The sequence below is a fragment of the Streptacidiphilus sp. MAP12-20 genome (assembly GCF_041262525.1).
Lineage (GTDB): Bacteria > Actinomycetota > Actinomycetes > Streptomycetales > Streptomycetaceae > Streptacidiphilus.
In genome coordinates this window covers 62,459-88,749 of sequence record NZ_JBGCCK010000029.1, presented here as the reverse complement: position 1 = coordinate 88,749, position 26,291 = coordinate 62,459, and the positions used below count along the sequence as shown (strand labels likewise).

Annotated in this window: 24 protein-coding genes; 6 read left to right on the top strand and 18 right to left on the bottom strand. The window is 69.1% G+C overall.

Features of this window, described 5'->3' with window-relative positions; genetic code table 11:
- Positions 1–215 (bottom strand): NAD(P)-binding protein (locus ABIA32_RS30055; RefSeq protein WP_370102309.1); only part of this gene is annotated, 215 nt, incomplete at its 3' end.
- 628 nt (positions 216–843) lie between these two features.
- Between ABIA32_RS30055 and ABIA32_RS30050 the strand changes: the two genes are divergently transcribed.
- The 4 genes from ABIA32_RS30050 (at position 844) to ABIA32_RS30035 (ending at position 4,668) form a co-directional block, all read left to right on the top strand.
- Positions 844–2,124, top strand: coding sequence for an NAD(P)/FAD-dependent oxidoreductase (locus tag ABIA32_RS30050; protein ID WP_370102306.1), 1,281 nt, complete (start codon positions 844–846; stop codon positions 2,122–2,124).
- 90 nt (positions 2,125–2,214) lie between these two features.
- Positions 2,215–3,480, top strand: a complete 1,266-nt coding sequence (locus ABIA32_RS30045) for a cation:proton antiporter (RefSeq protein ID WP_370102303.1) — start codon at positions 2,215–2,217, stop codon at positions 3,478–3,480.
- A gap of 274 nt (positions 3,481–3,754) precedes the next feature.
- Complete coding sequence (locus ABIA32_RS30040; protein ID WP_370102301.1) at positions 3,755–4,327, top strand: SDR family NAD(P)-dependent oxidoreductase; 573 nt, start codon at positions 3,755–3,757, stop codon at positions 4,325–4,327.
- Positions 4,249–4,668, top strand: coding sequence for an SDR family NAD(P)-dependent oxidoreductase (locus ABIA32_RS30035; protein WP_370102298.1), 420 nt, complete (start codon positions 4,249–4,251; stop codon positions 4,666–4,668). The genes ABIA32_RS30040 and ABIA32_RS30035 overlap by 79 nt, the downstream gene beginning before the upstream one ends.
- A 78-nt stretch (positions 4,669–4,746) precedes the next feature.
- On the opposite strand, the gene ABIA32_RS30030 is transcribed toward ABIA32_RS30035, so the two are convergent.
- Positions 4,747–6,147 (bottom strand): MFS transporter, encoded by a 1,401-nt coding sequence (locus tag ABIA32_RS30030; RefSeq protein ID WP_370102295.1) that lies wholly within the window; start codon positions 6,145–6,147, stop codon positions 4,747–4,749.
- Positions 6,148–6,550: 403 nt separating this feature from the next.
- Between ABIA32_RS30030 and ABIA32_RS30025 the strand changes: the two genes are divergently transcribed.
- A complete protein-coding gene (locus ABIA32_RS30025) occupies positions 6,551–6,931 on the top strand; it encodes a DoxX family protein (protein ID WP_370102293.1) in 381 nt (126 codons plus the stop codon).
- Here the strand turns inward: ABIA32_RS30025 and ABIA32_RS30020 are convergent.
- The 7 genes from ABIA32_RS30020 to ABIA32_RS29990 form a co-directional block, all read right to left on the bottom strand.
- Positions 6,921–7,148: a sigma factor gene (locus ABIA32_RS30020; RefSeq protein WP_370102290.1), complete on the bottom strand. Its 228-nt coding sequence runs from the start codon at positions 7,146–7,148 to the stop codon at positions 6,921–6,923. The two genes, ABIA32_RS30025 and ABIA32_RS30020, sit on opposite strands and share 11 nt — an antisense overlap.
- Positions 7,145–7,420: a hypothetical protein gene (locus tag ABIA32_RS30015; protein WP_370102287.1), complete on the bottom strand. Its 276-nt coding sequence runs from the start codon at positions 7,418–7,420 to the stop codon at positions 7,145–7,147. The genes ABIA32_RS30020 and ABIA32_RS30015 overlap by 4 nt, the downstream gene beginning before the upstream one ends.
- A 280-nt stretch (positions 7,421–7,700) precedes the next feature.
- Positions 7,701–9,119 carry a DUF6851 domain-containing protein gene (locus tag ABIA32_RS30010; RefSeq protein ID WP_370102284.1) on the bottom strand — a complete coding sequence of 473 codons (1,419 nt, stop codon included), beginning with the start codon at positions 9,117–9,119 and terminating at the stop codon, positions 7,701–7,703.
- A gap of 253 nt (positions 9,120–9,372) precedes the next feature.
- The gene (locus ABIA32_RS30005) at positions 9,373–10,893 is read right to left on the bottom strand and encodes an MFS transporter (protein ID WP_370102282.1); all 1,521 of its coding nucleotides are present in this window, start codon (positions 10,891–10,893) and stop codon (positions 9,373–9,375) included.
- 203 nt (positions 10,894–11,096) lie between these two features.
- Positions 11,097–12,014, bottom strand: coding sequence for an aromatic prenyltransferase (locus tag ABIA32_RS30000; RefSeq protein ID WP_370102279.1), 918 nt, complete (start codon positions 12,012–12,014; stop codon positions 11,097–11,099).
- Positions 12,015–12,142: 128 nt separating this feature from the next.
- A complete protein-coding gene (locus tag ABIA32_RS29995) occupies positions 12,143–12,796 on the bottom strand; it encodes an undecaprenyl diphosphate synthase family protein (RefSeq protein ID WP_370102276.1) in 654 nt (217 codons plus the stop codon).
- A 71-nt stretch (positions 12,797–12,867) separates the two neighbouring features.
- Complete coding sequence (locus ABIA32_RS29990; RefSeq protein WP_370102273.1) at positions 12,868–13,632, bottom strand: helix-turn-helix transcriptional regulator; 765 nt, start codon at positions 13,630–13,632, stop codon at positions 12,868–12,870.
- Between the two features lie 622 nt (positions 13,633–14,254).
- Here ABIA32_RS29990 and ABIA32_RS29985 point away from each other — a divergent pair.
- On the top strand, positions 14,255–14,881 hold the full coding sequence (locus tag ABIA32_RS29985) for a hypothetical protein (protein ID WP_370102271.1): 627 nt from the start codon (positions 14,255–14,257) through the stop codon (positions 14,879–14,881).
- Positions 14,882–15,085: 204 nt separating this feature from the next.
- Here the strand turns inward: ABIA32_RS29985 and pcaB are convergent, their stop codons facing one another.
- The 9 genes from pcaB to mvk all read right to left on the bottom strand — a co-directional run bounded on the left by pcaB (position 15,086) and on the right by mvk (position 26,209).
- Positions 15,086–16,510, bottom strand: a complete 1,425-nt coding sequence (pcaB, locus tag ABIA32_RS29980) for a 3-carboxy-cis,cis-muconate cycloisomerase (RefSeq protein ID WP_370102268.1) — start codon at positions 16,508–16,510, stop codon at positions 15,086–15,088.
- Positions 16,500–18,527 (bottom strand): FAD/NAD(P)-binding protein, encoded by a 2,028-nt coding sequence (locus ABIA32_RS29975; protein ID WP_370102265.1) that lies wholly within the window; start codon positions 18,525–18,527, stop codon positions 16,500–16,502. The genes pcaB and ABIA32_RS29975 overlap by 11 nt, the downstream gene beginning before the upstream one ends.
- A gap of 94 nt (positions 18,528–18,621) precedes the next feature.
- Positions 18,622–19,599, bottom strand: coding sequence for a 3-oxoacyl-ACP synthase III family protein (locus ABIA32_RS29970; RefSeq protein WP_370102262.1), 978 nt, complete (start codon positions 19,597–19,599; stop codon positions 18,622–18,624).
- A 121-nt stretch (positions 19,600–19,720) separates the two neighbouring features.
- Positions 19,721–20,896, bottom strand: a complete 1,176-nt coding sequence (locus ABIA32_RS29965; RefSeq protein WP_370102260.1) for a hydroxymethylglutaryl-CoA synthase — start codon at positions 20,894–20,896, stop codon at positions 19,721–19,723.
- A gap of 3 nt (positions 20,897–20,899) precedes the next feature.
- Entirely contained in the window at positions 20,900–21,961 is a 1,062-nt protein-coding gene (locus tag ABIA32_RS29960) for a hydroxymethylglutaryl-CoA reductase (protein WP_370102258.1), read from the bottom strand.
- Positions 21,954–23,048, bottom strand: coding sequence for a type 2 isopentenyl-diphosphate Delta-isomerase (gene fni / locus ABIA32_RS29955; RefSeq protein WP_370102255.1), 1,095 nt, complete (start codon positions 23,046–23,048; stop codon positions 21,954–21,956). Before fni ends, ABIA32_RS29960 begins: the two co-directional genes overlap by 8 nt.
- A complete protein-coding gene (locus ABIA32_RS29950; RefSeq protein ID WP_370102252.1) occupies positions 23,045–24,163 on the bottom strand; it encodes a phosphomevalonate kinase in 1,119 nt (372 codons plus the stop codon). The genes fni and ABIA32_RS29950 overlap by 4 nt, the downstream gene beginning before the upstream one ends.
- Positions 24,160–25,212, bottom strand: a complete 1,053-nt coding sequence (mvaD, locus tag ABIA32_RS29945; protein WP_370102250.1) for a diphosphomevalonate decarboxylase — start codon at positions 25,210–25,212, stop codon at positions 24,160–24,162. Before mvaD ends, ABIA32_RS29950 begins: the two co-directional genes overlap by 4 nt.
- Complete coding sequence (gene mvk / locus ABIA32_RS29940) at positions 25,202–26,209, bottom strand: mevalonate kinase (protein ID WP_370102247.1); 1,008 nt, start codon at positions 26,207–26,209, stop codon at positions 25,202–25,204. The genes mvaD and mvk overlap by 11 nt, the downstream gene beginning before the upstream one ends.
- Between the last annotated feature and the right edge of the window lie 82 nt (positions 26,210–26,291).

Below are 26,291 nucleotides of genomic sequence, written 5' to 3'. Positions count from 1 at the left end.
TCGAGGACCTGGTGCAGCGCGGTGATGATGCCCTTGATCCGGGGGTGGTCGGGGGCGACGCCGTAGCGGATCAGGCCGAACGGGGCGGGCATCCGCTCGAAGATGTCAATGGACACACCCGGATCCCGAGCGGCGTCGGACTTCAGCAACGCGTCAGCGGCATAGATGCCGGCAGGGCCGGAACCGACCACGGCGACCCGGAGAGAGCGTGTCATGTCGGCGGACTCCTTCAAGCAGACAGGTGGACGGACAGCGGCGAGGGCACGTGGTAAGGCAACCCTCACCTACGCCGCCCTGCCACAGTAGTCACTCCACCTCTACGCCCCCATGAGCTCGACTAATGGGTCGGTCGGGGCGACGCGTGAACAGGCTCGTCAACGTATCGCCAGGCTGTCACCTGCGAGAGCCCGACCCCGGCGCCGACCTGCGGCGAACCTCTCGTTCTTCCGCAGGTGAGCCGCCGCGGAAGGGCAGCTTGAAGCCGCCCAACTTGCGCCAGCGCGAACGGCATTCACGCCCTCGGGCGTAGATGGGCCGGGCGACGTGCTCATCGAGCTCGAGCGGGACGTCGGCCATAGAAGGACACGGAACCCACGAGGTCCCTCGGCGGCCATGGGCGTGTTGAGTGAGATCAGCACACCAACAACGCTGGGCCTCGCTACATCACGCCACTTGGCCTGCCCATTTCACCCCCGCCCAACAAGATGACGCTCACTGAGCAATCTGAGCGATGACATCACCTCATTGATCCCTGCACTCTGGTCTGCGAACGCGCTGCGGGAGCGGAAGAACTCTTCACGCGACTCTCGAGTGCGGCCGGATCGAAACTGGGGAAGGTCTCGCATGTCGTCCACTCTCTACGGGTTTCCTGACGATTTCGACGTTATCGTCATCGGCGGCGGACCCGCCGGTGCGACCACCGCGGGGCTTCTCGCCCAGCGCGGACGCCGCGTTCTCGTACTCGACCGTGAGCGGTTCCCCCGATACCACGTCGGAGAATCACTCATTCCCGCATTCATGAAGCCCATGGAGGAACTCGGCCTGCTCGATCGCATGGAGCAGATGGGATTCGAGCGCAAGTACGGCGGCACCTTGGTATGGGGCAACAACCAGGTCCCCTGGAACTTCTCGTTCAACAAGGGCGGCTCCTACGAATACTCCTACCACACGCGCCGTGCCGACCTGGACGCGATGATTCTGGACCGGGCACGTGAACTGGGCGCCTTCGTCGTGGAGGAAGCCACAGTGAAGGAGCCCATCGAGGAGGACGGCCGCGTCGTCGGCATCCGGTACGCTCTGCGCGGGCTCGAAGGAACTCACGAGGCAAGGGCTTCCCTGGTCATCGACGCCTCTGGGCAGGCCCGCGTACTCGGCAGGAAGTTCTCCGACATCAGCTGGCACGACCAGCTGCGGAACGTCGCGGTGTGGACGTACTTCGACAACTGCCACCGGCTCCCCGGCGACGAGTGGAGCAACATCCTCATCGAAGGGCTCCAGGACGGCTGGTTCTGGGCCATTCCGATCGACAAGAGCGTTACCAGCGTCGGTTATGTGACGCGTTCGGAGACGGCCGCGGGTGGGAACGACAAGTCTCTCGAAGAGCTCTTCGTCGCCCAGCAGGCACGCACCACCAAGCTCAAGGGCCTCCTGAGCGACGCCCACCAGACCGCGGGTTTCCGCACCGCGCGCGACTGGTCCTACACCAACGAGCGCTTCTACGGAAATGGCTGGGTCCTGGTCGGGGACGCCGCCGCCTTCGTGGACCCCCTGTTCTCCACCGGAGTCGCGCTCGCGACAATGGCGGGCAGCGCGCTGTCGAAGATCGTCGACAAGATCATCGAGTACCCGGAGATCGAGGAGAAGGCGCTCGACCGGTACGCCACCGCGTACCGCGAGTTCTTCGATGACATCCGCAAGTTCGTGGAGCAGTTCTACGATCGCTCGAAGACCAAGGGCTTCTACTTCACCCTGGCACAGGAGATCACCGACCCCGAGAAGGAGAACGAGGCGAGCGTGGACTTCGTCAAGCTGATCTCCGGACTCAGCGGACGGCACGCACTCTTCAATCTCAACTTCGACGACCTCATAGCCGATGCCACGCGTCCATCCATCGCCGGGAACTGACGCTCGGGCTTCCGGACGGGACAGTCGGACGGAATTGAGGGTGCGGCAGTCGCAGTGAACGGAGCGACTGCCGCACGGGAGGGTCTGGAAATGCAAAGCCATCAGATCGAGATGCTCTTTCTCGACCTCACGTTGATACTCCTGCTCGCCCGCGGACTCGGAACCCTGGCAGTGCGGATCGGCCAACCACCCGTGGTCGGGGAGATCCTGGCGGGTATCGCACTGGGCCCCACACTGTTCGGCGGAAGCCTTGCCCATACGCTCTTCCCCTCCGACGTACGGCCGTTGCTTACGGCACTGGCGTCGGTCGGAGTCGCCCTGTTCATGTTCACGATCGGCCTGGAGATCGAACACCAGGCGCTGCGCAGCACCGGCCGGGTGAGCGCGGGCGCCGCGATCGGCTCCACCTTGGTGCCGTTCCTGCTGGGGATCGGTCTGGCCGTCTACCTGCTGCGGGACCACCCCAGCCACAACGTCACCGCGTTCACCGTGTTCATCGGGCTCTCGGTGTCAGTGACCGCCTTTCCCGTGCTGGCGCGGATCCTGTCCGACCGGCGGATCTCCACCACTTCGCTGGGCGGACTGGCGCTGGCGTCGGCCGCGGTGGTGGACGTGGTCGCCTGGGTCGCGCTCGCCGGGGTTCAGGCGGCTGCCGGCGGCGGCTCGGGACACTGGCGTGTGGCGCTGATAGTGCCCTTCGTCGCCGTGCTGGTCCTCGGGGGTCGGCCGCTGCTGCGTCGGATCCTGCTGCCGGGCGGCGTCGCCGGGCCGCTCGGTCCCGGGCAGCTCGCCATCGTGTTCACCGGAGCGCTGCTGTGCGGGGCTGCCACCGAGGCGATGAACCTGCACTACATCTTCGGGGCGTTCCTGTTCGGCGTGGTGATGCCGCGGGAGGGTGCGACGGTACTGCGCTCCACGATCCATGAACGCACCACGCAGATCACCGGTTTCCTGATGCCTCTCTACTTCGTGGTGGCCGGTTTCAATGTCAACCTGAGCGGCCTCGGCCCGAGCCAGCTGGCGGACTTCGGCGCGATCCTTGTCGTCGCCGTGGCCGGCAAGTTCGGCGGCACGTACGTGGGCGCGCGCAGCCAGGGGATGCCGGGCCGCTCGGCCGCCGCCCTGGCCACGCTGATGAACACCCGAGGACTCACCGAACTGATCATCCTGGGTGTCGGCCTGCAACTAGGGTTGCTGGACGGCAAGCTGTACTCTCTGATGGTCGCCATGGCGGTTCTAACCACGGCAATGACCGGCCCGCTGCTGACGATCGTGCTCCGCAAGCCCGTGGGAGTCCCCGCCTGGGATGCGCAGACACAACCTGAGCCGGCTCACGCCGCTGAAGCCTTCTCCTGATCGCGGCCGGCCCGGACGGAGACCAAGGACTGGAGTCGACCCGGCGGGTTCACCACAGTCAGAACGCGACGAGCCCGAGCGGCTGTGCGGGCACGGCTCCTGACCCAGGAGGTCGCCTTCACGCCGCTCGCGGTGTCGACCTGGATATGGCCGCGGTAGACACCGGGCCGCGCCAGGGCGTGCTTCTGCTGATTCCCGACGCGAGTTGCCGACACTTCCCATCTGCGGGTCAGGCACTGGAGTCATTGCACAGCAGTGCAGTGAGCGCATCCCCGTGGACTGTGTACGGCACCCGACACGTAGCCGCGCGTGTCACAGGGAACGGGGCGTCGGCGTCTCGTGTTCGAGAGCCAGGAACGACAGAACGGAAGCCATCACGAGCAAGGTCTGGTTCGTCACCGGTTCGTCGCGCGGTCTGGGTCGCAGCTTCGTCGAGGCCGCGCTGTCTCGCGGCGACCAAGTGGCCGCGACCGCCCGGACGCCGGAAGCCTTGATGAGTTGGTCGGCGCCTATGGCGACGCGGTGCTCTCTCGAGCTGGACGTGACCGACAGGATGGCCGTCTTCCAAAGCGTGACGCGGGCCAAGGAACACCTCGGCCGACTTGACGTCATCGTGAACAACGCGGGCTACACCCGGATCGGCGCGATCGAGGAGCTGACCGAGAAGCAACTGCGCGACCAGTTCGAGACCAACCTGTTCGGCGCGGTGTGGGTGCTGCAGGCCGCGCTACCCTTCCTGCGCGAGCAGGCGCGGGTCACATCATTCAGATGTCCTCAGTCGCCGGGCTCATCGCCGTGCCGCTCGGCGGCGCATACCAGGCCTCCAAGTGGGCCCTCGAAGCCCTGAATGAAACCCTCGCCCAGGAGGTCGCTGACTTCGGTGTCCAGGTGACCGTGGTCGAGCCCGCCGGCTTCGCCACCGGGTCCGGCAAGAACCCGGATCCGCTTGCCAACGGTCACACGGCCGTGGCCAACCCGATCTATGACGGCCTCCGCCAGCGCCTCGCCGGAGTCATGGGAAAGCAGCCCGCCGGCGACCCGGCCGCCGCGGCCCAGGCACTCCTCGAGATCGTCGACTCCGACAACCCGCCCCTGCGGGTGCTCTTCGGCCAGGGCTTCCACCAGATCCTCCAGCAGGTCTACGCCCACCGGCTGGCCCACGGCAAGCTCGAGCAGGAAGATCGGTAACCTCGACCCGAGCCTGCGAGACCTGAGCCGCGTCGTTCCTCTCGGCGGTGACGGCAGACTCGACGCGTGATCGGGGAGTTACACCGATGACGGTACAGACCCCTCGGGAGCGGGTGCCGGAAGCGGCCGCGGGCCGGAATACGGCTCGGCCCGGTCCCCTCGGCTCCGGGCGTGCAGCGTCAGGGTGGCCAGGATGCCGAGCCCGACAGGCACGGTCAGGACGAGGAGGACCGTGGCCAAGGTCCAGTGTGCTTGGACCATCATGCCGCCGAACAGGCCGCTGGCCAGGGCGCCCAGCCGACCCATGCCGTTCGCCCAGCTCACTCCCGTGGCGCGCGCGGACGGCGAGTAGGCGACTGCGGCCACCGCCTGCAGCGCGGCGTTCGCCGCCGGAAGGCAGAGCCCGAGGACGAATGCCGCAACGAGCAGCGCGGCGAACTGCACAGCCCACAGCGCAGCTGCACCGAGGCCGAACACGCCAAGCGCCCACAGCGCTGCCAGCACTCGGAACCGATCGAACCGCTTGAGAGCGAATGCCACGGCGAGCTCTCCCACCAGGCTGGCTCCCCCGAACACCGCGATGGCCGCTCCGGCCTGTGCGGTCGTCAGACCCATGCGCTCGACCAGCAGCGGCAGGTAACTGAGGATCACGAACACGACTCCCAGGCCCACGAAGAAGCACAGCCACAGCAAGACCGTGGTGAGAGCGAAATCCCTGGACAGGATGACCCGCGTCGCCGACCGCGGGCGACGCCGCACTGCGGACTGGTCCAGGACCACGCCCGACAGGTCCTGGTCCGGTCTGACGGCGCAGAGGGCATTTCGCACATCGGACACCGACTGCCTGCGGGCGGCGAGCACGCTCACGGACTCCGGGACGAACAGGACGATCGCCGGGATCAGCAGGAGGGGAGCGAGCCCGCACACACCCATCAGCGTGGGCCAGCCGTACGCGGGAATGAGGGCCGAGGCGAGAATTCCGCCGACGGTGGTTCCGACCGCTACGCCTGCAAAGGCCAGCGTGACCGTCTGGCTTCTGCGCTTGACCGGAGTCCAGTCCGCGACAAGAGCCAGCACGGCCGGGAGGACCGCACCGAGCCCCAGGCACGCCGCGATCCGCAACCCGGCGAAGGCGCCGATATTGTGCGCGAGTCCCATGCAAGCCGTGCCCAGGCCGAACACGGAGATGCCTGCGACCGCGACGACTTTGCGCCCGTACCGGTCGGCGAGCGGACCGACGGCCACGCCGCCGACGACCATCGCCAGCACGCCCAACGCGACGGTGGCGGTCACTGTCGCAAGGGGTGTCCCCCACTCCTTGACGATCTTGGGATAGACGAGGGCGACGACGGTGGAGTCGAGTCCTTCGGCAACCATCATGAGCAGGCCCAACACCACGATGCGCCACTGTCGGCGGCTCATCGGATTCTGGTCGATGAAGTCTTGCGGACTCAACATTGCCGAGACATCCGTAGTCATGGCGGAACCTTTCGTCCGGGGAGAGTGGTTGCAGCAGTCGCGGCCGGCTCAGAAAGAGGCAGCGCGTTGTGACGTGCTCTGCTTGCTGTTGGAGGGCGGTGTGTCGGCGTACACCTGAACGGCCCTACCCGCATACGGATGAACGCGTCGGGATTCTGATGCGCTGAGGGGTGCCGGCGGGCACTCTGCTGTCTGGCAGCCGCTGCGGTGTGGCTACTCTCCCGTCGCGCGGCGCACGGCCCTCCAGCGGTCACGGCCGCCTGCACGGTCACGCCAGGACGTTCACCCGTACGGCCCCGGGGAGGGAGTCCGTACACCGGTCAGGGACACCTTCACGCGCCTGACCTTGGTCGCGGCCTGGCGGGAGGCCGCGGTGCTCTACACCTCTTCAAGGAGAAACCTCGTGAACCTCGCGCTGTGGATCGTCGCCGGGCTGCTGGCTGTTGTCTTCCTCACCGCCAGTACCACCAAGCTGCTCATTCCCAAGGAGAAGCTGGCCGCCTACCCCGCCGGGGGTTGGGTCGAGGATTTCAGCGCCGGCTCGGTCAGGGCCATCGGAGCCGTCGAACTCCTCGCCGCGGTGGGCCTGCTCCTGCCCGCCACGCTCGACATCGCGCCTGTTCTGGTGCCGCTGGCTGCCGTCGGTGCGGCGTTGCTGATGGCCGGCGCGGTCATCACACGCCTCCGCCGTCACGAGGCGGCAGTGGTGGTGGACCTTGTCTACCTGGCCCTGGCGGTGTTTGTGGCCTGGGGCCGCTTCGGCCCCGAGTCCTTCACCGGCTGACCGGGGCCTGCCGCGGTCGTCTCCAGCGGTCGAGCGCGATGCGAGCGACCAAGGCCGACAGGAACGCCCTGCTCGAAGCGGGCTCTGTGGGAAGGGCCTCGTAGCACAGCCAGGCCTCGTGCACCGCGTCATCGACCTCGCCGGCGGGGCCCAGGATCCGGTAGGCAATCGACAACAGCAGTGGCCGCGACTCCTCGAACTCTTCGATCCGGCTCACGCCAACTCCCCCTGCTGCTCCTGCTCGCCGGCATACACGGCGAGGAAGGCGGCGAGCCCGCGCACCCCGCCGCCGCCTGGCCCCAGCCCGGTGAAGGGGACGCACTGCCCGAGGCCTGCCGACAGCGCGCCGTGTGCTCGCAGGGCGGCGGCTGCCAGTTCGCCGGACGGGCGGTGGGCGGAGCCGGGAACGGCGCAGGACATGGAGAGGGCCTCGGCCCAGGCCCGGGACGCGATCTCGGCCTTGCGCGCGTGCGGCTTCGGGTTAGGCATAGCAGCACCCATCACTCCGCTTCCCTTCGGTCGGTTCCGGTTGTCTCCTGCTCCGGTGTGCGGTGCGGTTCCCCGCCGGGTGCGGCGGCACATACCGGAGGGGCGGGTACGCGCCCGCGGGATTCGGCTGGATGGACGACCTGACAGGGCCGACTGTCGGCGGCCGGGGGTCGGCCCGGGGAAGGTGTCGGTACCCGCCGGCCTGCTGTTCGGCGTGAACACGCCGGACCGGCGCCGCCGCCTTGTCGCGCAGGCGGCGGCGCGTCCTGGCGCTGCGGGGTCAGTCCTCGACGTCGCCGTTGATGTGCCGTTGCACGTACTCGTAGGCTCGGTCGCCGAACTGCACACCGAACTCAAGGGACGTCTCAGCCGTCGCCTTGAAGTGCACGCCGGCCCACACGCGGCTGCCAGCGCAGTCCTTTTCGAAGTCGGTCCAGGTCGCGTAGCGCAGCGCGATGTCCTCGGCGGGAGTGATCCCCGGCTCCGTCAGCGTCGAACCGGCGGGGACCGGATGCGTCCAGTCCAGGACGTCGTCGCCGAGGAAGCGCCGCGCAGCCTGCGCCTGTGCGGCGCAGAGCGTCGTGGCGCCGCAAGGGTAGTCAGGGTCGTCCCCTGCGGGCAGATAGCTGGCCCACTGGTCGGCGGGGATGTCGTCGACCGTCCCCTTGCCGGGTCCACCCCAGGCGGTCACCGGGTTGCTGCCGTACACGTGCTTGATCGCGCTGAACGGCCGCACGGCGTCGTACTCGTGCTTCTGGTGCCAGGCGGCGATCAGCCCGTCGAGCTGAGCCACGGAGCTTGTGAAGAGCAGGTGGACCCAGCCGTCCAGGTCCAGATCGTGGGCCATGGCGGCGGCCTTCGTCGACTGGAGGATGCCCAGGTAGGTGTTGTCGAAGAACTCCGTCTTCACCTTCTGCTCGTCGGTGAGTCCGGCCGACGCCTCAAGGACCTCGTCCACCGAGCGCTTGTACTCGCGGGGGTTGGTGTGGTCGAGGTGCTCGGGCGGGGCAAGCTTGAACTGGCCGGGGTCCCCGAAGGTGTAGGCCTTGGCCAGCCGCAGCTGCGGGGTGACGAACTGCTGGACGTTGAAGACGCCCTTGTCGCCCGTCCCGCCACCGATGCGGCGCGCGTGAGGGCCGATCGCCGGCTGCCAGCGCGAGGGGTCGACCAGTTCATAGGCGGTGTTGACGGGCTGATAGCCGGTGTAGTCGTCGTAGGGCTGGCCGTTGTACGCGCGGCCCTCGTCACCGAGGAAGTTCATGCCGTCCCGCTCGCGGGCCTTGAGGGCGGCCTTGCCGGCTGTGTTGCCGATGCCGACCGCAGTGGTCTGGTCCTCCGACTCGTCGTCGGGGTCCAAGCCGATGAAGGTCAGCAGTTGCCCCATGACGTGCGCCCGCTCCGGATACGTGGCTTTCACCACCTGGTAAGAGGCGTGCAGGGCGGCGATGTTCTTGTTCCTGTTGGTGGCGGACTCCTCGGCGGGGCGGCGGCCGATCCGGGAGTGCACGCCGACCGCGGTCGGGTGATAGGGCGCCAGTGCGTCGAACCACGCGGTCTGCAGAACGGCTTGGATCCAGATGATGATGGAGACGTCCTTGGGCCCGATGGTCTGCTCCCGCCCGGACGTGTCGCCGGCCGCGCCGATCAGGTCTCGGTAGAAGTTGCCGCTGTCGAGGTCGAAGGGTCCGGGCTTGGCCATGGTCGTGTTCCTTGTCGTTGAAGATTCGGCAGCTAGTTGGCTGTGCGGGTGTACTTCGCTGCTGGTCCGCGGGCTAGAGGCGCCCGCGGGCAGTTTGGCCACCGCGATCGTGATGTGGTTCGACGCGTCATCAATACGCGGCCGCCGCTGCCGTACGTGACGACGGGAACGACCAAGCCGGGGTGTTCGGCGATGACCGGGTCACCCGGGCCATCGCCGAACACCGGACCCGCGGGTCTGGGCTTGACGCGCGTCAGGATCGTGCTGGTTCGGCCTGCTCGACCGGCTTCTCAGCGGGGGCGCCGGGGGGCGCGGGCAGCGGACCGCGGCGCAGCACCAGGCTGGAGAAGACAGCGCCGGCGGCGAAGATCGCGGTGCACCACCAGAACACCGTGGTGTAGCCGTGGATCGATGCGAGGTGGAGCTGCGCCGGGGTCGGCTGTCCTTGCGCGTGGCTGCCCAGCCAGTTGCTGGTGGCGCTGGCGGCGACCGTGTTGAGCAGTGCGGTGCCGATGGCGCCGCCGAGCTGCTGGCCGGTGCTGACGGACGCCGAGGCGATTCCCGTGTCCTGTAGTGCCACCCCTGCGGTGCCGGTGCGCAGCGCCGCGCCGTAGATCAGGCCCATGCCGGCACCGACGAGCGCGAGCGGCCCGAGCAGGTGCGCCGCATAGCCGGAGTGCACGCCGATCGTGGTCAGCCAGCCCATGCCGGCCGCGCTCATCAGCAGGCCGCCGGTGATCAACGGCTTGGGGCCGTACTTCGGCAGCAACTTGATGGCGCTGACGTTGGCTCCTACGCCGGTGAGCACGATCATCGGCAGCAGCGCCACACCCGAGGTGATGGCCGAGTAACCGAGGTCGATCTGCATGTAGTAGACGAGGAACAGCATGACACCGAACATGCCGGTCCCGACGATCAGCATGGTGAGGTACGCGCCGCCGCGGTTGCGGTCGAGAACGACCCGGGTCGGCAGCAGCGGATGCGCGGCGCGCGTCTGCCAGACCGCGAAAGCGATCAGCAGCGCGCCGCCGAGTGCGAGGAAGCCCCACGTCGAGGGCGTGCCCCAGCTGTGGCTCGCTGCGTTGGACAGGCCGTAGACCACACAGAACATCCCGCCCGACGCGGCAAGCACGCCCGGGACGTCCATCCGGGCGCCCGTCTTGGGCTGCTTCTTCAGCAGCAGCGCGCCTCCGATGAGCGCGATTCCTGCGAAGAGCAGATTGACGTACAGGCACCACCGCCAGCTCAGGGTGGAGGTCAGCGCACCCCCCACGATCAGCCCCAGGCCCGTGCCGCTGGCCGCGACCCCGCTGAAGATACCGAAGGCCTTGCCCTTCTCCTTCGGGTCGGTGAACGTGGTGGCCAGCAGGGCCAGGGCGGCCGGTGCCAGCATCGCGGCGAAGGCTCCCTGGCAGGCACGGGCCGTTACCAGCATTCCGAAGTTGGTCGCGGCGCCGCCGACGGCGGAGGCGACCGCGAAGCCGGTCAGCCCGGTCAGGAAGGTCTGCTTACGGCCGATCAGGTCGGACAGCCGCCCGCAGAACAGCAGCAGGCTCCCGAACGGCAGCGCGTACGCCGTCACGATCCACTGCCTGTCGGCGTTCGTGAACCCCAGCGCATTCTGCGCCGACGGAAGCGCAATGTTCACCACGGTCAGGTCGAGGCCGACCATGAGGTAGGCGGTGCACACGACCGCGAGGATCAGCCAGCGCCTTGGGTCCCCGGCTGCCCCCGAGCTCGGCCCGGCCGCAGGGGCTGCGCTCCGTGCTTCCATGATCATCTCCTTGTTCAATGTTGCATCAAACGGACTTGAGGCCTCACCCATGAGACGGGCACTGCGGCCGGCTTGTGACACGACGGCCGAGCGGGACCGGCCGAACGAGCCCGCACGGCGCAACGCCGCAGCTCCCACCCGCTTCGGCAGCGCCTCCTCGACCGATCGCTGCCGGGCGTAGTCGGCGTCCGCCCCTCGATGCCTTACGCCTGCTTCGTGCGGGTTTCCATGAGACGGAAAGGCTCGTACTCTGCCGCGAGCCGATAGTATGTACAGACATCAATGTATTCCCCATCAGGGAACCATTTGACGCCATAGAGGCTCATGCGCTCGCCGTCATACGCGCGCGGAGCACTTGTCACGAACCGTTCGATGTGCGGCTCTATCGGAGCGGGAACCGCCGACGGCTCCATGCCGCGGCCCGGCGGAGGGGCGAAGCAGACCCGCACGATCTTCGGAGAATCCCAGCTGAGGGTGATATTCGCCCTCATCGACTTCTGAGCGAACTCCAGCATCCGCTGGTCCGGCTCGTGCAATCCGATTTCGCGAAGCATCGACAGGATCGCACTCGGTTCGGGACGGCCTTCGGCAGCGAACTGGAAATACAAATTCATCGTCCTGCGGTTGTAGTCGACCCCTATCATCGCCACTTCGTCCAGGCCGTAGCGGGCGAAAAAACTCGCGTTCTCGGCCACGGCACTCGGCATCGAAGGGATGTCGGCGAGCGCTGACACCTTCTGCAGGTCATCAGGGAAGTGCGCGTAGAGCTTCTTGAACCCGCCGACGACTCCGGCGTCGATGAAGTGCTCCCTGATGGCCCACCGCCCCTGAATGTCCGAGAGCACGGAGCCGACGGGATGGTCCGTCTCGGAGACAAAGCCGTGGGACAGCGCATGGGGATATGGATCGCCGAAGCCTGGAGGTGTAGTGAAGCTGTAGTCCAGCTCTCCTGCGTGGCGCCCGCCGGTCTGGACGCTGAAAACGATCAGAGCCTCCGCGAGTCCTTCCCCGAACGCACTCAGGATCGGCCAGACGTTGTCGCGTGAACAGGCTGCACCCACCAGGTGCGCCGATTCCTCAATGGCCGAGTACAACTCTTCTGCCGCAGTGTCCCCGGACATCAATCCTCCATACTCGGCGCTAGCAATTCTTTCCATAGGGAATCCCGCACTCCATCTCTCCTCGACCATAACTTATGACCGCTACAGATCCGGTGGAAATTCGCTATCCATCCGGTCCAGACGGGGGCTCATGCCGGGTAGCCGCCGAAGCGCCGGTCCCGTCCCCGAAGGTCCTGGAGAGCCGCGTCGAAGTCGGCTCGCGTCATGTCGGGGAACAGGAGGGAGGAGAAGTGCAGCTCGGCGTACGGGGACATCAGCGGGAAGAAGGAGGACATGCGGATCGCACCGCCGGTGCGGATGAGGAAGTCGACCTCTTTCGGAACGTACGCGTTGGCCGCCAGGATCTCCTCGGTCATGACCGGGATCTTCCCGTTCAGCTTGTTGAAGATGCCGACCACCTCGTGCGAGAGGGACATCCCCAGGATGTAGTGGAGAGTGAACTCCGACTCCTTGTTCGACTTGTCCCGAAGCGCCTCCAGCTCGGTGAGGTGGAGGTCGGGAACGAGGTCGAGCGACCCGGAGAACTCGAAGTTGCAGTCGTTGTGACACCGCTTCACCACGTCGTTGAACGCCTCCATGAAGGTGATCACCGCAGACTCGGGACGACTGTGGTTCGCGGCGGAGGAGGCCGTGACGTAGAGGGTCGTGATGCCCTCCTCCTTGGCCCAGCCCATGAACTCGATGAGCTTGTCCGCCATCGCCGTGTAGCCGTCGTCAAGGGAGACGCCATGCGCTTGGGACCAGCGGCGCATTCCGTCCGGCAGCAGCATCAAGGTGGTCACGATGATCTCCTTTGGTTACGTGATCTGTCGATTCGAAAGCATGTGCGTGGGCGTCGACGCTGCGGTCGGGCTCACGCCGCCATCGGCTGCGGCTCGATGCCCATCACGGCGGACAGGATCGGCGGCCGGGTCCAGTCCAGCGGGGACAGGGTGACGTCGAGGCGGTGTTCCGTATCGCCCTCCACCTCCACCGGGCCCGCGGTGGCCAGCAGCAGGGTGAGATCCGGGTCGGCGGCGCTGTCGGGGTGCCGGCCCTGGGCCAGCGCGTGGATGTACCAAATACCCGTGGGGATGCGGGTCAGCGTGAAGTGCCCCGGCGCGGGCGCGTAGTTCCAGGACGCGGGGGCCCCCTGGAGTATGGGGCTGTCGAAGGCGCCGACGTAGACGGGCGAGAGTGCGGTCCCGGCGGCGCGCAGCGCCCCCGTCACAGAGCCGGTGGACCGGGTCGCCGGCACCGGCGCGGGCACGGCTGACGCCGCGTCGGACAAGGTGGGCTCCCGCGTCCCGCGGTCGGCTGCGAGCGACAACTTCCGGTACTGCGTGGGGGAGAGACCGACCGACTCAGTGAAACGGCGGGTGAAACTCCCCGTACTGCTGTAACCGACCCGGGCCGAGACGTCGGCGACGTTGAGCGAGGTGCTCAGGAGCAGACGCTTGGCCTCCTGGAGCCGCACAGCACTCAGGAACCGTCCTGGGGTGACGCCGGTGACCCGGCTGAACGTTCTCAGGAAGTGGTACTTGCTGAGCATCGCGCTCTGCGCGAGCTCATCGAGGCTCAACGGCTCCCAGAAGCGTTCCCGAATGGTGGTGACGGCAGGCTGCACTAGGTGCTCCATGAAGGGCTCCTGATCCCGATCATTAGGCGGTCGGCAGCCGGAGATCCCGGGAGTCACCGCGACGGCGGCAGGGGCCGGCCTGGGCGCAGGTCCGGTAGAGGCGTCGCCGGTGCTCGCAGGTGAGGAATGTCCCTGAAGCTGCGGTTCCTCAGGATTTTCTCGGCCGGATTTCGCGATCAACGATCGCCCGGCGACCGGGGTCGCACCAGGGGTTCAGGGTGTCCGGCGACGGCCTGGCCACATACGGACACCGGCCACTGCGTCAGGCGGATTCGGCACGGACTCGGTCCCGCCTTCGCGCGCTGGTGGACGCAGTACTCAATCCACTGCCTCGCTGCGGTTTTTGGGCAGGCGTGGTGTGCCGAAATCGTGACACGGCCCGCATCGCAGCGCCAAGAGTGCCCCAATGTGACCTGCATCACGGCGCCCCACCGCTTCGAACGCACCCGAGACCCGAGTACATCCGTGCGCGTCCGCGGCTGTATCGGGACTCGACCACCGGTCGTTACGTTCGGCGGCAGGCGCGTCCCCGGGGGAATGGAAAGCACATGACCGCTGAATCCTTCTGATCCGGATCGTGCACCGGTCTTGAATTCACTGCCGCCATCGGAACGGAGATTCAATGAAGGTTCACCTGTGCGCCAGAGACCACTCCCAGGAGATTCCCGCCGCCACCGGATCCGTCCTCTGCGCTCCCTGCATCAAGCAGGTGGAACGCACTCTGCGCATGCTCCCCTCCCTGCACCGGGAGTGCCTGCACCACATAGCGCCGACGCCCAGGCGACTGAATCCGACGAAGGTCTCCGGGAGTCGCAGGCGTGATCACCTGAACGCTTCCGCGCTCGACGCCCGGCACAACCTGCTCACCATCCTCGAGTCCTGGTCGGAGGTCGTCGCACAGGAGCTCGGAGCCGTCACCCCGGCCCGCTCGGTTCCCCAGCTGGCACGCTTCCTGACGCTCAACCTTCAGTGGCTCGCCGCTCAGCCGCCGGCCGCCGACTTCGCGGACGAGATCGAGGGCCTCAGGCTCGAATGCCTTCGCGCCATCGACGCCGAGTCCGGCGCGGCTACCACGCCCGCGAGGGAGTGTTTCATGGACGGCTGCACAGGGACGGTGAGCGCCTCGTCGCGGAGCATCCAGGAAAGCGGAGCAAGCAGCATCACCTGTTCGTCCGGGCATTCCTGGGAAATGCATGAGTGGATCACCCTACGACAGCTCATGAAGCAGCAGAGAAAGGTCGTCGCATGACCAGGCCGCCGCGCCACCGACTCGTGCCAACCAATGTCGCCGCCCTCGCCGCAGGTGTATCCGAGGCGACGATCCGGAAATGGGTGAGTCGGGGAAAAGTCACCCGATACGGAACACCGGGCCGTTCGCAGTTCGACATCGAGGAACTCGCTGACATCGCTCTGCAGCGTCGGTCCCTGGCGTGAGCGGTCCCGCCGCCTCGACCTACTCCTCGCCGCTCAGCGGCAGCGTCCGAGACAGCGCACGGTCCGTCAACTGACGCGCCGCCCCCGTGTAGGCCGCCGGGTCGAACAGGTCGTCCGCGAGGGCGGCCGACAGGCGGTCGTCCTGCCGCAGGATGTCGGAGAGGGTCTCACCCGTGCGAGCCGACCGGGCGGACGCCTCGTTGAGCAGGTCCCGTGACAGGGTCTTCCCGAGCAGCGGCGTGAGGACGGCGCCGATCCTCTCGGAGACGATCTGCCCACCGGTCAGTTCGACGTTGGCGCGCATGCGCTGCGGGTCCACCGTCAGCTGGGAGGCGAGCTCCACCGCCTGGTGCGCGGCTCCTCCGGTCAGCCGCAGGAGGGCGCGCAGCGGCTCCCATTCGGCGTGCCAGGCTCCGGCCGAGCGCTCGTCCTCGGTCAGCATGCAGCCCAGCACGGTGGCCGCGAGCTGAGGGGCCTGGAGCGCGGCGGATCTGATGGCGGTGGCCAGCACGGGATTGCGCTTGTGGGGCATCGCCGAGGAGGTGCCGCGACCGGTGGGGGCGGGCTCGTGGACCTCGGAGACCTCGGTCCGGGTCAGGGACAGCACGTCGACGGCGATTTTGCCGAGGGCCCCGCAGGTGAACGCGGCGGCCGCGGCCAAGTCCACTACGGGTGTGCGCAGCACGTGCCACGGCAGCAGGGGGGCGATGAGCCCGAGCTCGGCCGCGAACGTCTCGGTGAGCTGCTGGACGTAGGCCGCGGGTTCGGCGCCCTGCGCGTGTTCGAGGTATCCGGCCAGCGTCCCGGCGGCTCCGCCGAGCTGGACGGGAAGCCCCTCCTCGCTCAGCCGGTCCAGCTTCTCTGCCGCGTCGAGGACGAGATGGCGCCAGCCGGCCGCCTTGCAGCCGAAGGTCGTGGGCACTGCGTGGAGGGCCAGGGTCCGGCCCGCCATGAGGGTGTCCCGGTGTTCCTCGGCGAGTGCGGCGAGCGCCACCTCGACGCGTCCCAGGTCTGCGCGGATCAGCCGAAGGGTCCGGTGGGCGACGAGCATCGTGGCCGTGTCGAGGATGTCCTGGCTGGTCGATCCGCGGTGCACGTACGCGGCCGCGTCCGGGTCGCGCGTCGCCACCAGTCCGGCGAACTCCCGCACCAGCGCCACCACGGGGTTGGCGGACTGGCGTGACTGCCTGGCCAGGGAGGCCAGGTCGAGCCGGTCGGCCCGGGCCGACTCGGTGATCACTCGTGCGGCAGTTGCGGGGACGGTGCCGAGCCGGGCCTGAGCCCGGCTCAGCGCCGCCTCGGCGTCCAGCATGGCCTGGAGCCACGCGTGATCGGACACTGCGGCCACGACGGGCGCGTCCGTCCAGACCGGCGAGAGCAGACCGCAGTCCAGCGGCGCCGGGGGCGGGACGGCGGCCGCCGTGGGGGCGGTGTCAGTGAGCATGCGTGAGTCCTTGTCCCTGGCGGACGTCGCGTGCGGGCGCCGCTGTTCTCGCCGCGCCGACGAGCGCGTGGTCGCGCAAGGGCCCGGATCCGCAGGCGAGGGCCGCACGGGCGATGGCGTCGGAGTCGGTGAGGGTCACCGAGTTGACGCCGGGCCGAATGCCGGCTGCCGTCACCCAGTGCACCGACTCCGTCGGCACCCCGAAGGCGAAGCGGCGCGGGTGCGGGTGTCCGTTCGCGTCGATCAGGCGGAATGGCCGCTCGGTGACGGCCAGTCCGTCGGTCTCGTGCGTGCCCGCGGAGCGGGTGCGGATGCGGTAGGTGGTGCACTGCCCGGTGGCCAGCAGGTGGCACAGGAGCGGGTCGTCGGTACGGCTGAGCGTGATCTCGGGCAGGCGGGCCTCGACGAGCGCGTCGACGTGGACCTGCGAACCGGGCACGAGAGGGGAGCTGACGGTGTATCCAGCGGCCTCCGCACCCGCGTCCACGTCCGCGTCCACGTGCACGCGCAGGCCGGGACCGATCACGCGCAGCACGTCGGCCTCGATCAGCGCAATCATCTCCTCGACGCGTCGCGCCGGCGGACCGATCGAGAGGTGGGCGTTGAGCGGGGTGTACCAGCCGTCGAGGTCCTCACGGTACGAGTCGCCGTCCAGGCCGCCGTGGTCGACCGCGAGGCGCACCTCGTTGCGCAGGTCCCGCAGGACGTCGAGGGCCGCCTTGAGGGGGCTGTCGACGTTGCCGTTGCGGGCCTCCTCGACGTCCTGGCGCAGGTGGTCGAGGAGCCAGTCGGCGAAGTCCCGGGGGCCGGCGAACTCCCGGTCCCGGTAGGGGTGGGCGAGCAGATCCCAGTCCCACCGGTCCTTCTCGCCGATGCCGTAGGCCTCGAGGACGGCGTCGGTCTGCTGCCTGTCCGGTCCGGCCTGCAGGTAGTCGGCCTGGAACTGCCGGGCTTGGTCGGTGTATCCACGGGAGGTGAGCAGGGTCCGGTAGTAGACAGTCTCGGCCTCCCTGGCGATCAGGGGCCACAGGTCGGCCTTGAAGTCGAGACCCAGGCGGCCGCGGGCCAGGCGCAGTTCCGCGATGCGCCCTGCGGTGAGCAGGAGCGGCTCGTGGCGGCCGTGGGGGCCCTTCTGGTTCTCGCCGCGGGCCTGGTAGGGGATGCCGCGGCGGGACCCGGCGTAGATCAGGGGTTCGCGCCCGGAAGGGCGGTAGACGAGTCGGCCGCCGACCCGGGCGAAGGAGCCGCCGCGGCCGGCGGTGAGCTGGGCCATGTGGTCGAAGAAGTTCAGGCCGAGGCCTCGCAGCAGGACCGGCGTGCCGGGAGTGAGCACGTCGAGGTCGACGTCGGCGGGGTTGGCCGGAGGGATGTGGATCAGCCCCGCCTGCCGCGCCCGGGACGCGAATTCCTGTTCGGCCCGGTTCGGGCGGGCCGGGAGATGGCCCTGGCACAGGATGACGGCGTCGAGCTCGTCCAGGACCGTTCCGTCGTCCAGCGTGACGCGCTGGCGGGGCCCGTGCGCGGCGTCGGTGGCATCGTCCAGGGTCACGACGCGGGCCCGGTGCACGGTAACGGACACTGCGTCGGGGGCTCGGTCGACGATGCGCCGGAACGCCCACCCGAGGTAGCGGCCGTAGAAGGCGCGGGTCGGGTAGGTGTCGGGGCCGAGCTCGCGTGCTTCGGCGAGGACGTGTGCCGGGTGGTCGCCGGTGATCTCGCCCGACTCCAGGGCCACGGCCCACTCGTGCAGGCTCGGCCCCGGCTCCAGCGGACCGCGCAGGTCGACGGAGGCGTCGGTGAACACCGATATCTGTCCGGCCACGGTGTTCATGAGCAGGAGGCGGGACTGATCGGTCCGCCAGACCTTGCCAGTGCCCGGCGGGTAGGGGTCGACGACATGGATGTGGACCGTGCTGCCCTCGGGCGCCGAGCGGGCGTTGGCGCACAGTCGCTCGACCACGGAGAGTCCTCGCGGGCCGGCACCTGTCACACACACAGTGGAATGTCTGGCTGTCATGTCTACCGTTTCTGCCGATGCCGGGCGGAGGGCGAGGACCGCGCTCAGGCGGCCGCGCTGGACGGTCTTGCGGGGACCGGGTCGGGCGGGGTGGTCACCACTCGACCAGCGCGAAACCCGCCGACATGCCGCCGCCGAATCCGGCCATGAGGATCAGCTCGCCGGGCTGGAAGGCGCCCGAGCGGGCGGCCGCGTCCAAGGTGATGGGGATGGAGGCAGCCCCGGTGTTGCCGTAGCGCGCCACCGTCAGATGCGTGGTGGCGTGGGGCAGAGCCAGGTCCGCGACGACGGCTTCGAGCATCACGCCGTTGGCCTGATGCGGGATGAAGTGGCTGATGTCGTCGGGCACGACCCCGGCCTCGTGCAGGAACTGCTTCGTCAGCTGCGGCAACTGCTCCTGGACGAAGCGGCGCACCTCCCGCCCGTCCATCGCGAAGTACTGCAGGCCGGCATCGAGGGTGGCCTGGTCGCAGGGAAGTCGGCTGCCGCCGGCGGGCACCTCGATCAGACCGGCCAGTTCACCGAAGCTGTGCAACGCGAGGTGCCGGATCCGTGAGCCCCGGCGATTCGGGCCGAGGACCAGCGCGCCGGCGCCGTCGCCGAACAGGACGACCGTCTTGCGGTCGACCGGGTTCAGGATGCGCGAGTACAGGTCCGCGCCGATGACCAGCGCGTGGCCGCCGCGCCTGGCGAGCACGCCCTCGGCTGCGGAGAGCGCGAAGACCGCGCCGGAGCACACGGCGTTGACGTCGAACGCGGCCGCGTCGACCGCGCCGAGGCGCTGCTGCACGTAGGCGGCTGTGGGCGGCTGGGGGTGGTCCGGTGTCGAGGTCGCGACCACGATCACTGACAGTTGCTCGGCAGTGATGCCCGCCGAGGCCAGTGCGGCGCGCCCCGCGGCCGCGGCAAGGTCCGAGGTGGCCTGGCCGGGGTCGGCAAAGCGCCGTTCCTTGATGGCTGTCTTCAGGGTGATCCAGGCGTCGTCCACCCCTGCTGCCGCACCGACTTCGTCGTTGGAGACGACCCGTTCCGGCACGTAGGCACCCGTTCCCAGGATCCCGACGTCGGTCATGGTGCTGCCCTCGCCTCTGGTGGTCTGCGGTCGATACCGGACTTGCCGGCGTTGCGGCACAAAAGCGTGCGCGGACGGCCCGTTCAGGCCGTCCGCGCACGGAGAGGGTGCAGGGATGCGACTAGCGCACCTGGTAGACGCGCTTGTGGGCGCGGATCCCGGCCAGCCGGAAGGGGCCGGTGGTCTGCTCCGGGGTGGGGTGGTCGCCGCCGTCGGTCGGGAAGGTCTGCTCGTGCAACTCCCGGTAGCCGGCGTAGTCGACCGGTCGGCGGCGCGCGATGGCCTCGCTGTTCGCCTCGGTCCGCAGGTGCTCGCGGTAGCCGGGGACCACGGTCCCTGCGAAGAACTCGGCGACGCTGCCGGAGCCGTAGCTCAGGAAGGCGACGGCCTGATCGGTCAGGTCGTCCGCCTGGTCGAGCAGCGCGGCGAGGCCGAGGTAGACCGCCGCGGTGTAGCTGTTGCCGACGACCGCGTTGTAGGCCGTGGTCTGCCCGATGGCCCGCGCGATCGCATCCTTGTCGGTGTCGTACCCGCAGGTGTTCAGCAGGTGGGTGTGGGCCTTGTAGGCCATCTTGGTGAACGGTTGGTGGTAGCAGAACGCGGCGAACTCGTCGAGTGCGCGACCGCCCTGCTCCGTGTAGTCCTTCCAGCTACCCTCCACCGCCTGCAGGTAGGCGGTGATGGACTCCTGACCGTCGACCAGGGCCGCGTCCCGGTAGTTGGGCCGCCAGAAGTCCATGACGTCGGCGGTGAACACGCCCGACGGCTCCTCGATGCGCACCAGCGCGGGGTCGGCGGCGACCAGCATGGCCACGGCCGCCGCACCCTGGGTCGCCTCGCCCGGGCTGTCCAGCTCGTACTTGGACACGTCGCTGGCGATCACCAGGACCCGCTGCGTGGGGTCGCGGTGCACCAACCCGATGGCGAACTGCAGGGCGGCGGTCGCCCCGTAGCAGGCCTGCTTGAGCTCGACGACACGGGCGGCCGACGGCAGCCCGAGCAGCGAGTGGACATACACACCGGCGGACTTGGCCTGGTCGATCGAGGACTCCGTCGCGAACACGACGGTCCGGATCTGGTCGGTGCCGTGCCGGGCGATGATGGGCGCGGCGGCGGCCGCGCCCAGGGTCACGATGTCCTCGTCGGCGGCGGTGATGCTCATCGACTGCTGGCCGATGCCCAGGTGGTATTTGCCGATCTCGGTGCCGTTGTGATCGGCGAGCGCCGTGTGCGGGAGGACGAACTCGGACGTCGCGAACGAAAGATCGTGAATGCCGATGGCAGAGACGCTGGTCATGTCCTAAACACCAATCTTTTCCGTCTTGTGGTCGCGCTCCAGTTGGACGTGTGCACGCATGAGTTCACCGGGGTTCGTCTGCGCCGCCAGCAGCGAGAGTTCGCCGCACAGCACCGTCGCCGCCGTGATGACCGCGAGCCGGCGCGCGTTCTCACCGGGTGCGCGCTCGGCCGTGCAACCGAGCCGGGCCAGGTTGGTCTCCACGAACGGGATCCCCTTGCCGTTGCCCACCGTGCCCACGATCAGGTTCGGCAGCGTGCACGAGAAGTAGAGGTCGCCGTCGCGGTCCTCAGCCATGGTGACGCCCTGGGATCCCTCGACGATGTTGGCCGCGTCCTGACCCGTCGCCAGATAGATCCCGAGCAGCATGTTCGCGTAGTGGGCATTCGCCGAGCGGATACCGCCGGCCAGCAGGGTCCCGAGCAGGTTCTTGCGGACGTTCAGCTCGACCACCTTGGCGGCCGTGGTGTGCAGCACCCCGGTGACCACATCGCGCGGCACGAGAAGCTCCGTGACCACGTTCTTGCCGCGGCCGAGGATGCCGTTGATCGCGGTCGCCTTCTTGTCCGTGCAGTAGTTACCGGAGATCGATCCGTAGGAGATCCCCGGCACGGTCTCCAGCAGGTGCCGCAGCAGCGCGTCGGACGCGAGGGTGGCCATGTTGTGCCCGGACGCGTCGCCGGTTGAGAACTCGAACCGGACGAACAGCAGGTTGGCCGTGATCTCGTGCCGGACGCCGATCAGCTCGGCGAACCTGCTGCAGCCGCGCACCACCTCGCGCAGTTCGTCGAACCGCGCGTCGATGATCCGTGCGGCCGTGTACGCGGTCTGCGCGTCCACCGCCTCGACGAGCACCGAACGTGTCATCCGCTCGTCGACGAGGGTCGCGACGATGCCGTGCTCGGCCAGCATGGAGACCTTCGCCCCACGTCCGACGGAGGGCCACAGCGGACTCTCGTAGGTGGCGAGCGGGACGTGGGTCTCGGTGGTGGCGATGTTCCCCGAGATGCGCACGGGGCCCACCCACTTCATCGGGATCCCCGCTATCGCATGTGTCTCAGTCATCGTTCGCTTCCCGTCGGGTGGTGGGGCCGTCGAGGCCGGAGGAACGCCGGGCGAGCCGCCATGTGTCGACGCCTCGGTCGGCGCAGAAGTCACGGAGCTGACCGTGGATCAGTAGGTCGCAGCGGGTCAGGTCAGCGGGGGTGCGGGCGCCGAGCATGGTCTGCAGCGCCGCCAACTGGTCGAGCCAGGTCGAGATCTGCGCGATGAGAGCGGGGACGCCACCGTCGAGCAGGGTGCGCAGGAACCCCCCGGAGACTCCGACGCCGGACGCACCCAGCGCCAGCGCGCGGGCGACGTCGAGCGGGTTGCGGACGCCGCCGGAGGCGAGCACGGGGATGCCGACGCCCTGAGCGTCCAGGAGGCAGGCAGCGGTGGACTGTCCCCAGCCGTCCATGAAGGCGTAGTCGGCGAGCTCCCGCCGGCCGTTTTCGATGCGGGCGAAGTCCGTGCCGCCCCGGCCGCCGACGTCCGCCACCCGCACGCCCAGCTCCTGCAGCAGCAGGACGGTCTCGTGGCTGAGCCCGTTCCCGACCTCCTTGACGATCACCGGGACGTCGACCGCCGCGACGATCTTCTCGATCTGCGGAACCCAGGACGAGAACGAGCGGTCGCCCTCCGGCATCACGGTCTCCTGGGCCGTGTTGACGTGGATCTGCAGGGCGTCGGCCTCGAGGAGGTCCACGGCCCGCCGCGCGTTCTCGACCGAGGCGGTCGCGTTGACGTTGGCCAGGACGAAGCCGTGCGGGTTCTGCTCGCGCAGCACGCGGAACGTGTCGGCGCACGAGGGGTCCTTGAGGTACGCGCTGACCGATCCGGAGGCGATGGCCACACCCGTCTCACGGGCAGCGATGGCCAGGTCCCGGTTGATAAGACCGGTGTTCACGCTGCCGCCGGTCATCGCGTTGATGTAGAGCGGCGCCTGCCAGGCGATGCCGGCGAAGGTCGTTGCCAGTGACACGTTCGACCGGTCGATGCCGGCCAGAGCGTGGTGGACGAACGTCACCTCGTCGAACTGGTTGCGCCCGCTGTGCCCGCGCTGGTGTTCGACAGCGAGCCGGACATGGTCGTCCTTGCGTTCAGCGATCATTCCTCGGTCCCTTCCGCGGCGGGACGGATCGGCAGGGGAAGCACCCCGGCCTCGGCCCACCGTTCGCGTACATGTGAGATCTCGGGCAGCGCCTCGGCGTACAGCAGCGCGATGCCGCAGTCGCCCCCGCCCGCCCCCGAGGGCTTGGCCGCGCCGCCGACGCTTTCGGCGACCTCGCAGAGCGTCGTCAGCGCAGGCGTGAAGATGCCCAGCCGGACCTCGTCGTCCAGACGCGCCAACTCCCCACGGGCACGCCGGATCTGGTGCAGCAGAGCATGATCGTCGCCCTGTTCGAGTGCGTCGATCGCGGCGCGCACGCAGTCGGTGGTAGCTGCCACGAAGCTGCGGTGGGACGGACCGCCCCGCCAGATCCGGCGGTGGAGGTCGGAGACGAGGGATGTGCTGGAGGCGGGCATTCCGGTCCAGCCGACCTCCAGGGACAGGCTCTTGGGCGGCGGCAGCCGGCGCACCGCGAAACCGGGCCAGGGCGCGCGGAGCGCCGCCTCGATGCCCAGGTGCGCGGCCAGGTCGAGCGCTGCGGTTCGGTCGGGCGCCTGGTAGGAGATCCAACCGCCCCAGGTGCTGGCCGCGATGTCTCCGCCCGAGGCGCGGGCGTCGATCTCGGCCGACGCGAGCATAGCCAGGCGGTACCGGGCGTCGAGTGTCAGTTCCAGACCGCAGAAGGCCGCCACGGCCCCGACGGTCGCCACGGTCACCGCGCCGCTCGACCCGAGACCGTACTTCGTGCCCCTGTCGTGCAGCCCGCTGCTGACCGAGACCTCCAGCGAGGACATGGGAAGACCGCGTTCGGCCAGCAACCGGCCCACGACCTCGATCGCGGACACCACGTGGGCCAGGCCGCCATGCGCCCGCCGCCCCTCGTCCGCCCCGCAGGCGCCGAGCCGGCCGTCGTGCCATCGCCACGGCAGCTGCTGCGGACCGATGTCGGAGGAGATCAGGACTGCGGGCCCGTCCGATGCGGAGACGGTGACGGCGACCCGCCGGTCGACCGCCACCAGGATCGCCGGGCTGCCCGGCTCCACTACCGCGTACTCGCCGGCCACGAACAACTTGCCCGGTGCGCTGCGGACGACGGTCCGCTGACGGGTGATCATGCGGCCTCGTCCAGCAGGCGGGCGCCCTGCCCCGGCCCGGCGACGAGCACCCGGGCCTGCGGGGCCGCACCGCGCACGGCCTGGGCCACCCGGTCGGCGTCCGCACGGTGGCACAGCACCTTGACGTTCGGACCGGCGTCCATGGTCGCGTAGGCCGACGTCCCGTCACGTCGCAGCTGCAGCACGGCGTCGAGCACCGTGAGCGTGGGCGGCGACAGGTAGCGCACCGCGGGCCGCGCCGCCAGCATCGTGGCGTGCATGCCGAGCGCGTTCCGCTCCGCGATCTCCCCCACGGCGTCGAGGTCACCGCGGGCGAGCGCCGTCCGCATGTCGGACAGGTCGTCCCTGCTGGAGATGGCCCACGGCCGGTACAGCGGCGAGGTGTCGACGGTCCGCCGCATCGCCTCGCGGCTGGACACGCTCTTCGGCCCGGCGTTGACCACCGCGATGACCAGCGCCGGGTCGAGTCCGTGCGCGGGCGCCGGCTCGGCGAAGGAGCGCAGGTCCGCTTCGGTGGGCGTGGCGGCGTCCAGGGCAGCGTGCCAGACCGCGAAGCCACCGAAGACCGATCGGGATGCCGAGCCAGATCCGCGCCGGGCCAGGCGCGACAGCGCGGTGGCGTCGAGATCGAGCCCGTAAGCGGCGGCGGCGGCGACCGCGAGGGCCGCGAAGCCACTCGCCGAGGAGGCCAGTCCCGCCCCGGTGGGGACGGTGTTGCGGGTGTCCACGACGGCCCGCTCCCGGCGTCCGGCCCACTCCCGAACCAGTTCCAGGAAGGCGGTGACCCGGCCCAGCGGCTCACCCGCGAGCGGCGCGCCGTCGAGCGACACCTGGTCGTCCGCCGCCTCGGGAGCGAGCAGGACGCGGGTGGTCGTCGGGAAGACGTCCAGGGTCATCGACAGGCTGTCGACACAGGGGAGGACGAGTTGCTCGTCGCGCTTGCCCCAGTACTTGACCAGGGCGATGTTCGGGTGTGCGACGGCGGTGGCGCCTGCGGCGGCCTCTGGCTGCCGCGGGCGCACCGATGTGGCCGGGGATTCATCCCGCATGGCTGGCGAGCCCCCTCAGCGAGGCGGTCCAGGTCTGCACCGCGCCGGCCTCGTGAAGCTGACGGGCGACCTCGCGCGCCTGCTCCGGCTGGGTCAGCGCGATGACGCAGCCGCCGAGGCCGCCTCCGGTGATCTTGGCTCCGTAGCTGCCGGCCGTGAGCGCTGCCTCGACCAGGGCGTCGACCCTGTCGGTGCTCAGTCGGGAGGCGCGCAGCAGTTCGTGATAGGCCGTCAGCCGCGTGCCGAGCTCCTCCAACCTGCCCGAGCCGAGGGCCTGAACGGCCTCGAACGTGAGCTGCGAGGCGCCGCGCACGAAGGAGTCCAGCCCTCCGGGGCGGGACTGGAAGCCCTCGCGCAGCATGCCGACCGCGTCCTTGGTCCGGCCCACTTCACCGCTGTCCGCGATGATGAGCAGACCGTCGCAGCCGATGTCCAGGTCCTGGGCCTCGCCCCGTTGGAAGAGCAGAGGGGCGGTCGCGCCGACGGCTCGGGCGTCGACGCCGCTGGCCCGGCCGTGGGCCACGTTCTCCGACGCCTGTACCAGGTCGAAGACCGTGTCCTCGGCCACGTCGAGGTCGAACAGGTCGGCGAGGGCCAGGGCGACCGCGCGCGCACACGCGGCACTGGAGCCGAGCCCCCGGCCGTTCGGCACCGCACCGTCGATGATCACATCGAGATGCGGGCTGTCGGCAACGCCCATGACCGCCATGAACTCCGCAGTCAGCCTGCGCAGGCCCTCCGAGGGCGCGGCAACGATCGGCGTCGCCGCGGCGCCGATCAGTGTGAAGGACGCCCCGCCGGCGTCGTCAGGAGTGCGGGAGGACCATCCGGCGCTGGCAGTGACCGCCAGCTGCGGAACGGGGACGGCGAGCGCCGGAGCTCCGTAGACGACCGCGTGCTCCCCCAGAAGAATGGCTTTCGCGTGGGCGCGGCCGATGCCGACCGAGCGGGTCCGCTGGTTCTGCGACACCCCCTCCGCCTGGGTCGTTAGGGTCAACGCACTCAGCTCCCCTTGTCTTTTCAGCATGTGAGATCGCGTCATCCGAAGTCATGGGCGGGACAGGATCAAGGTGTGATTC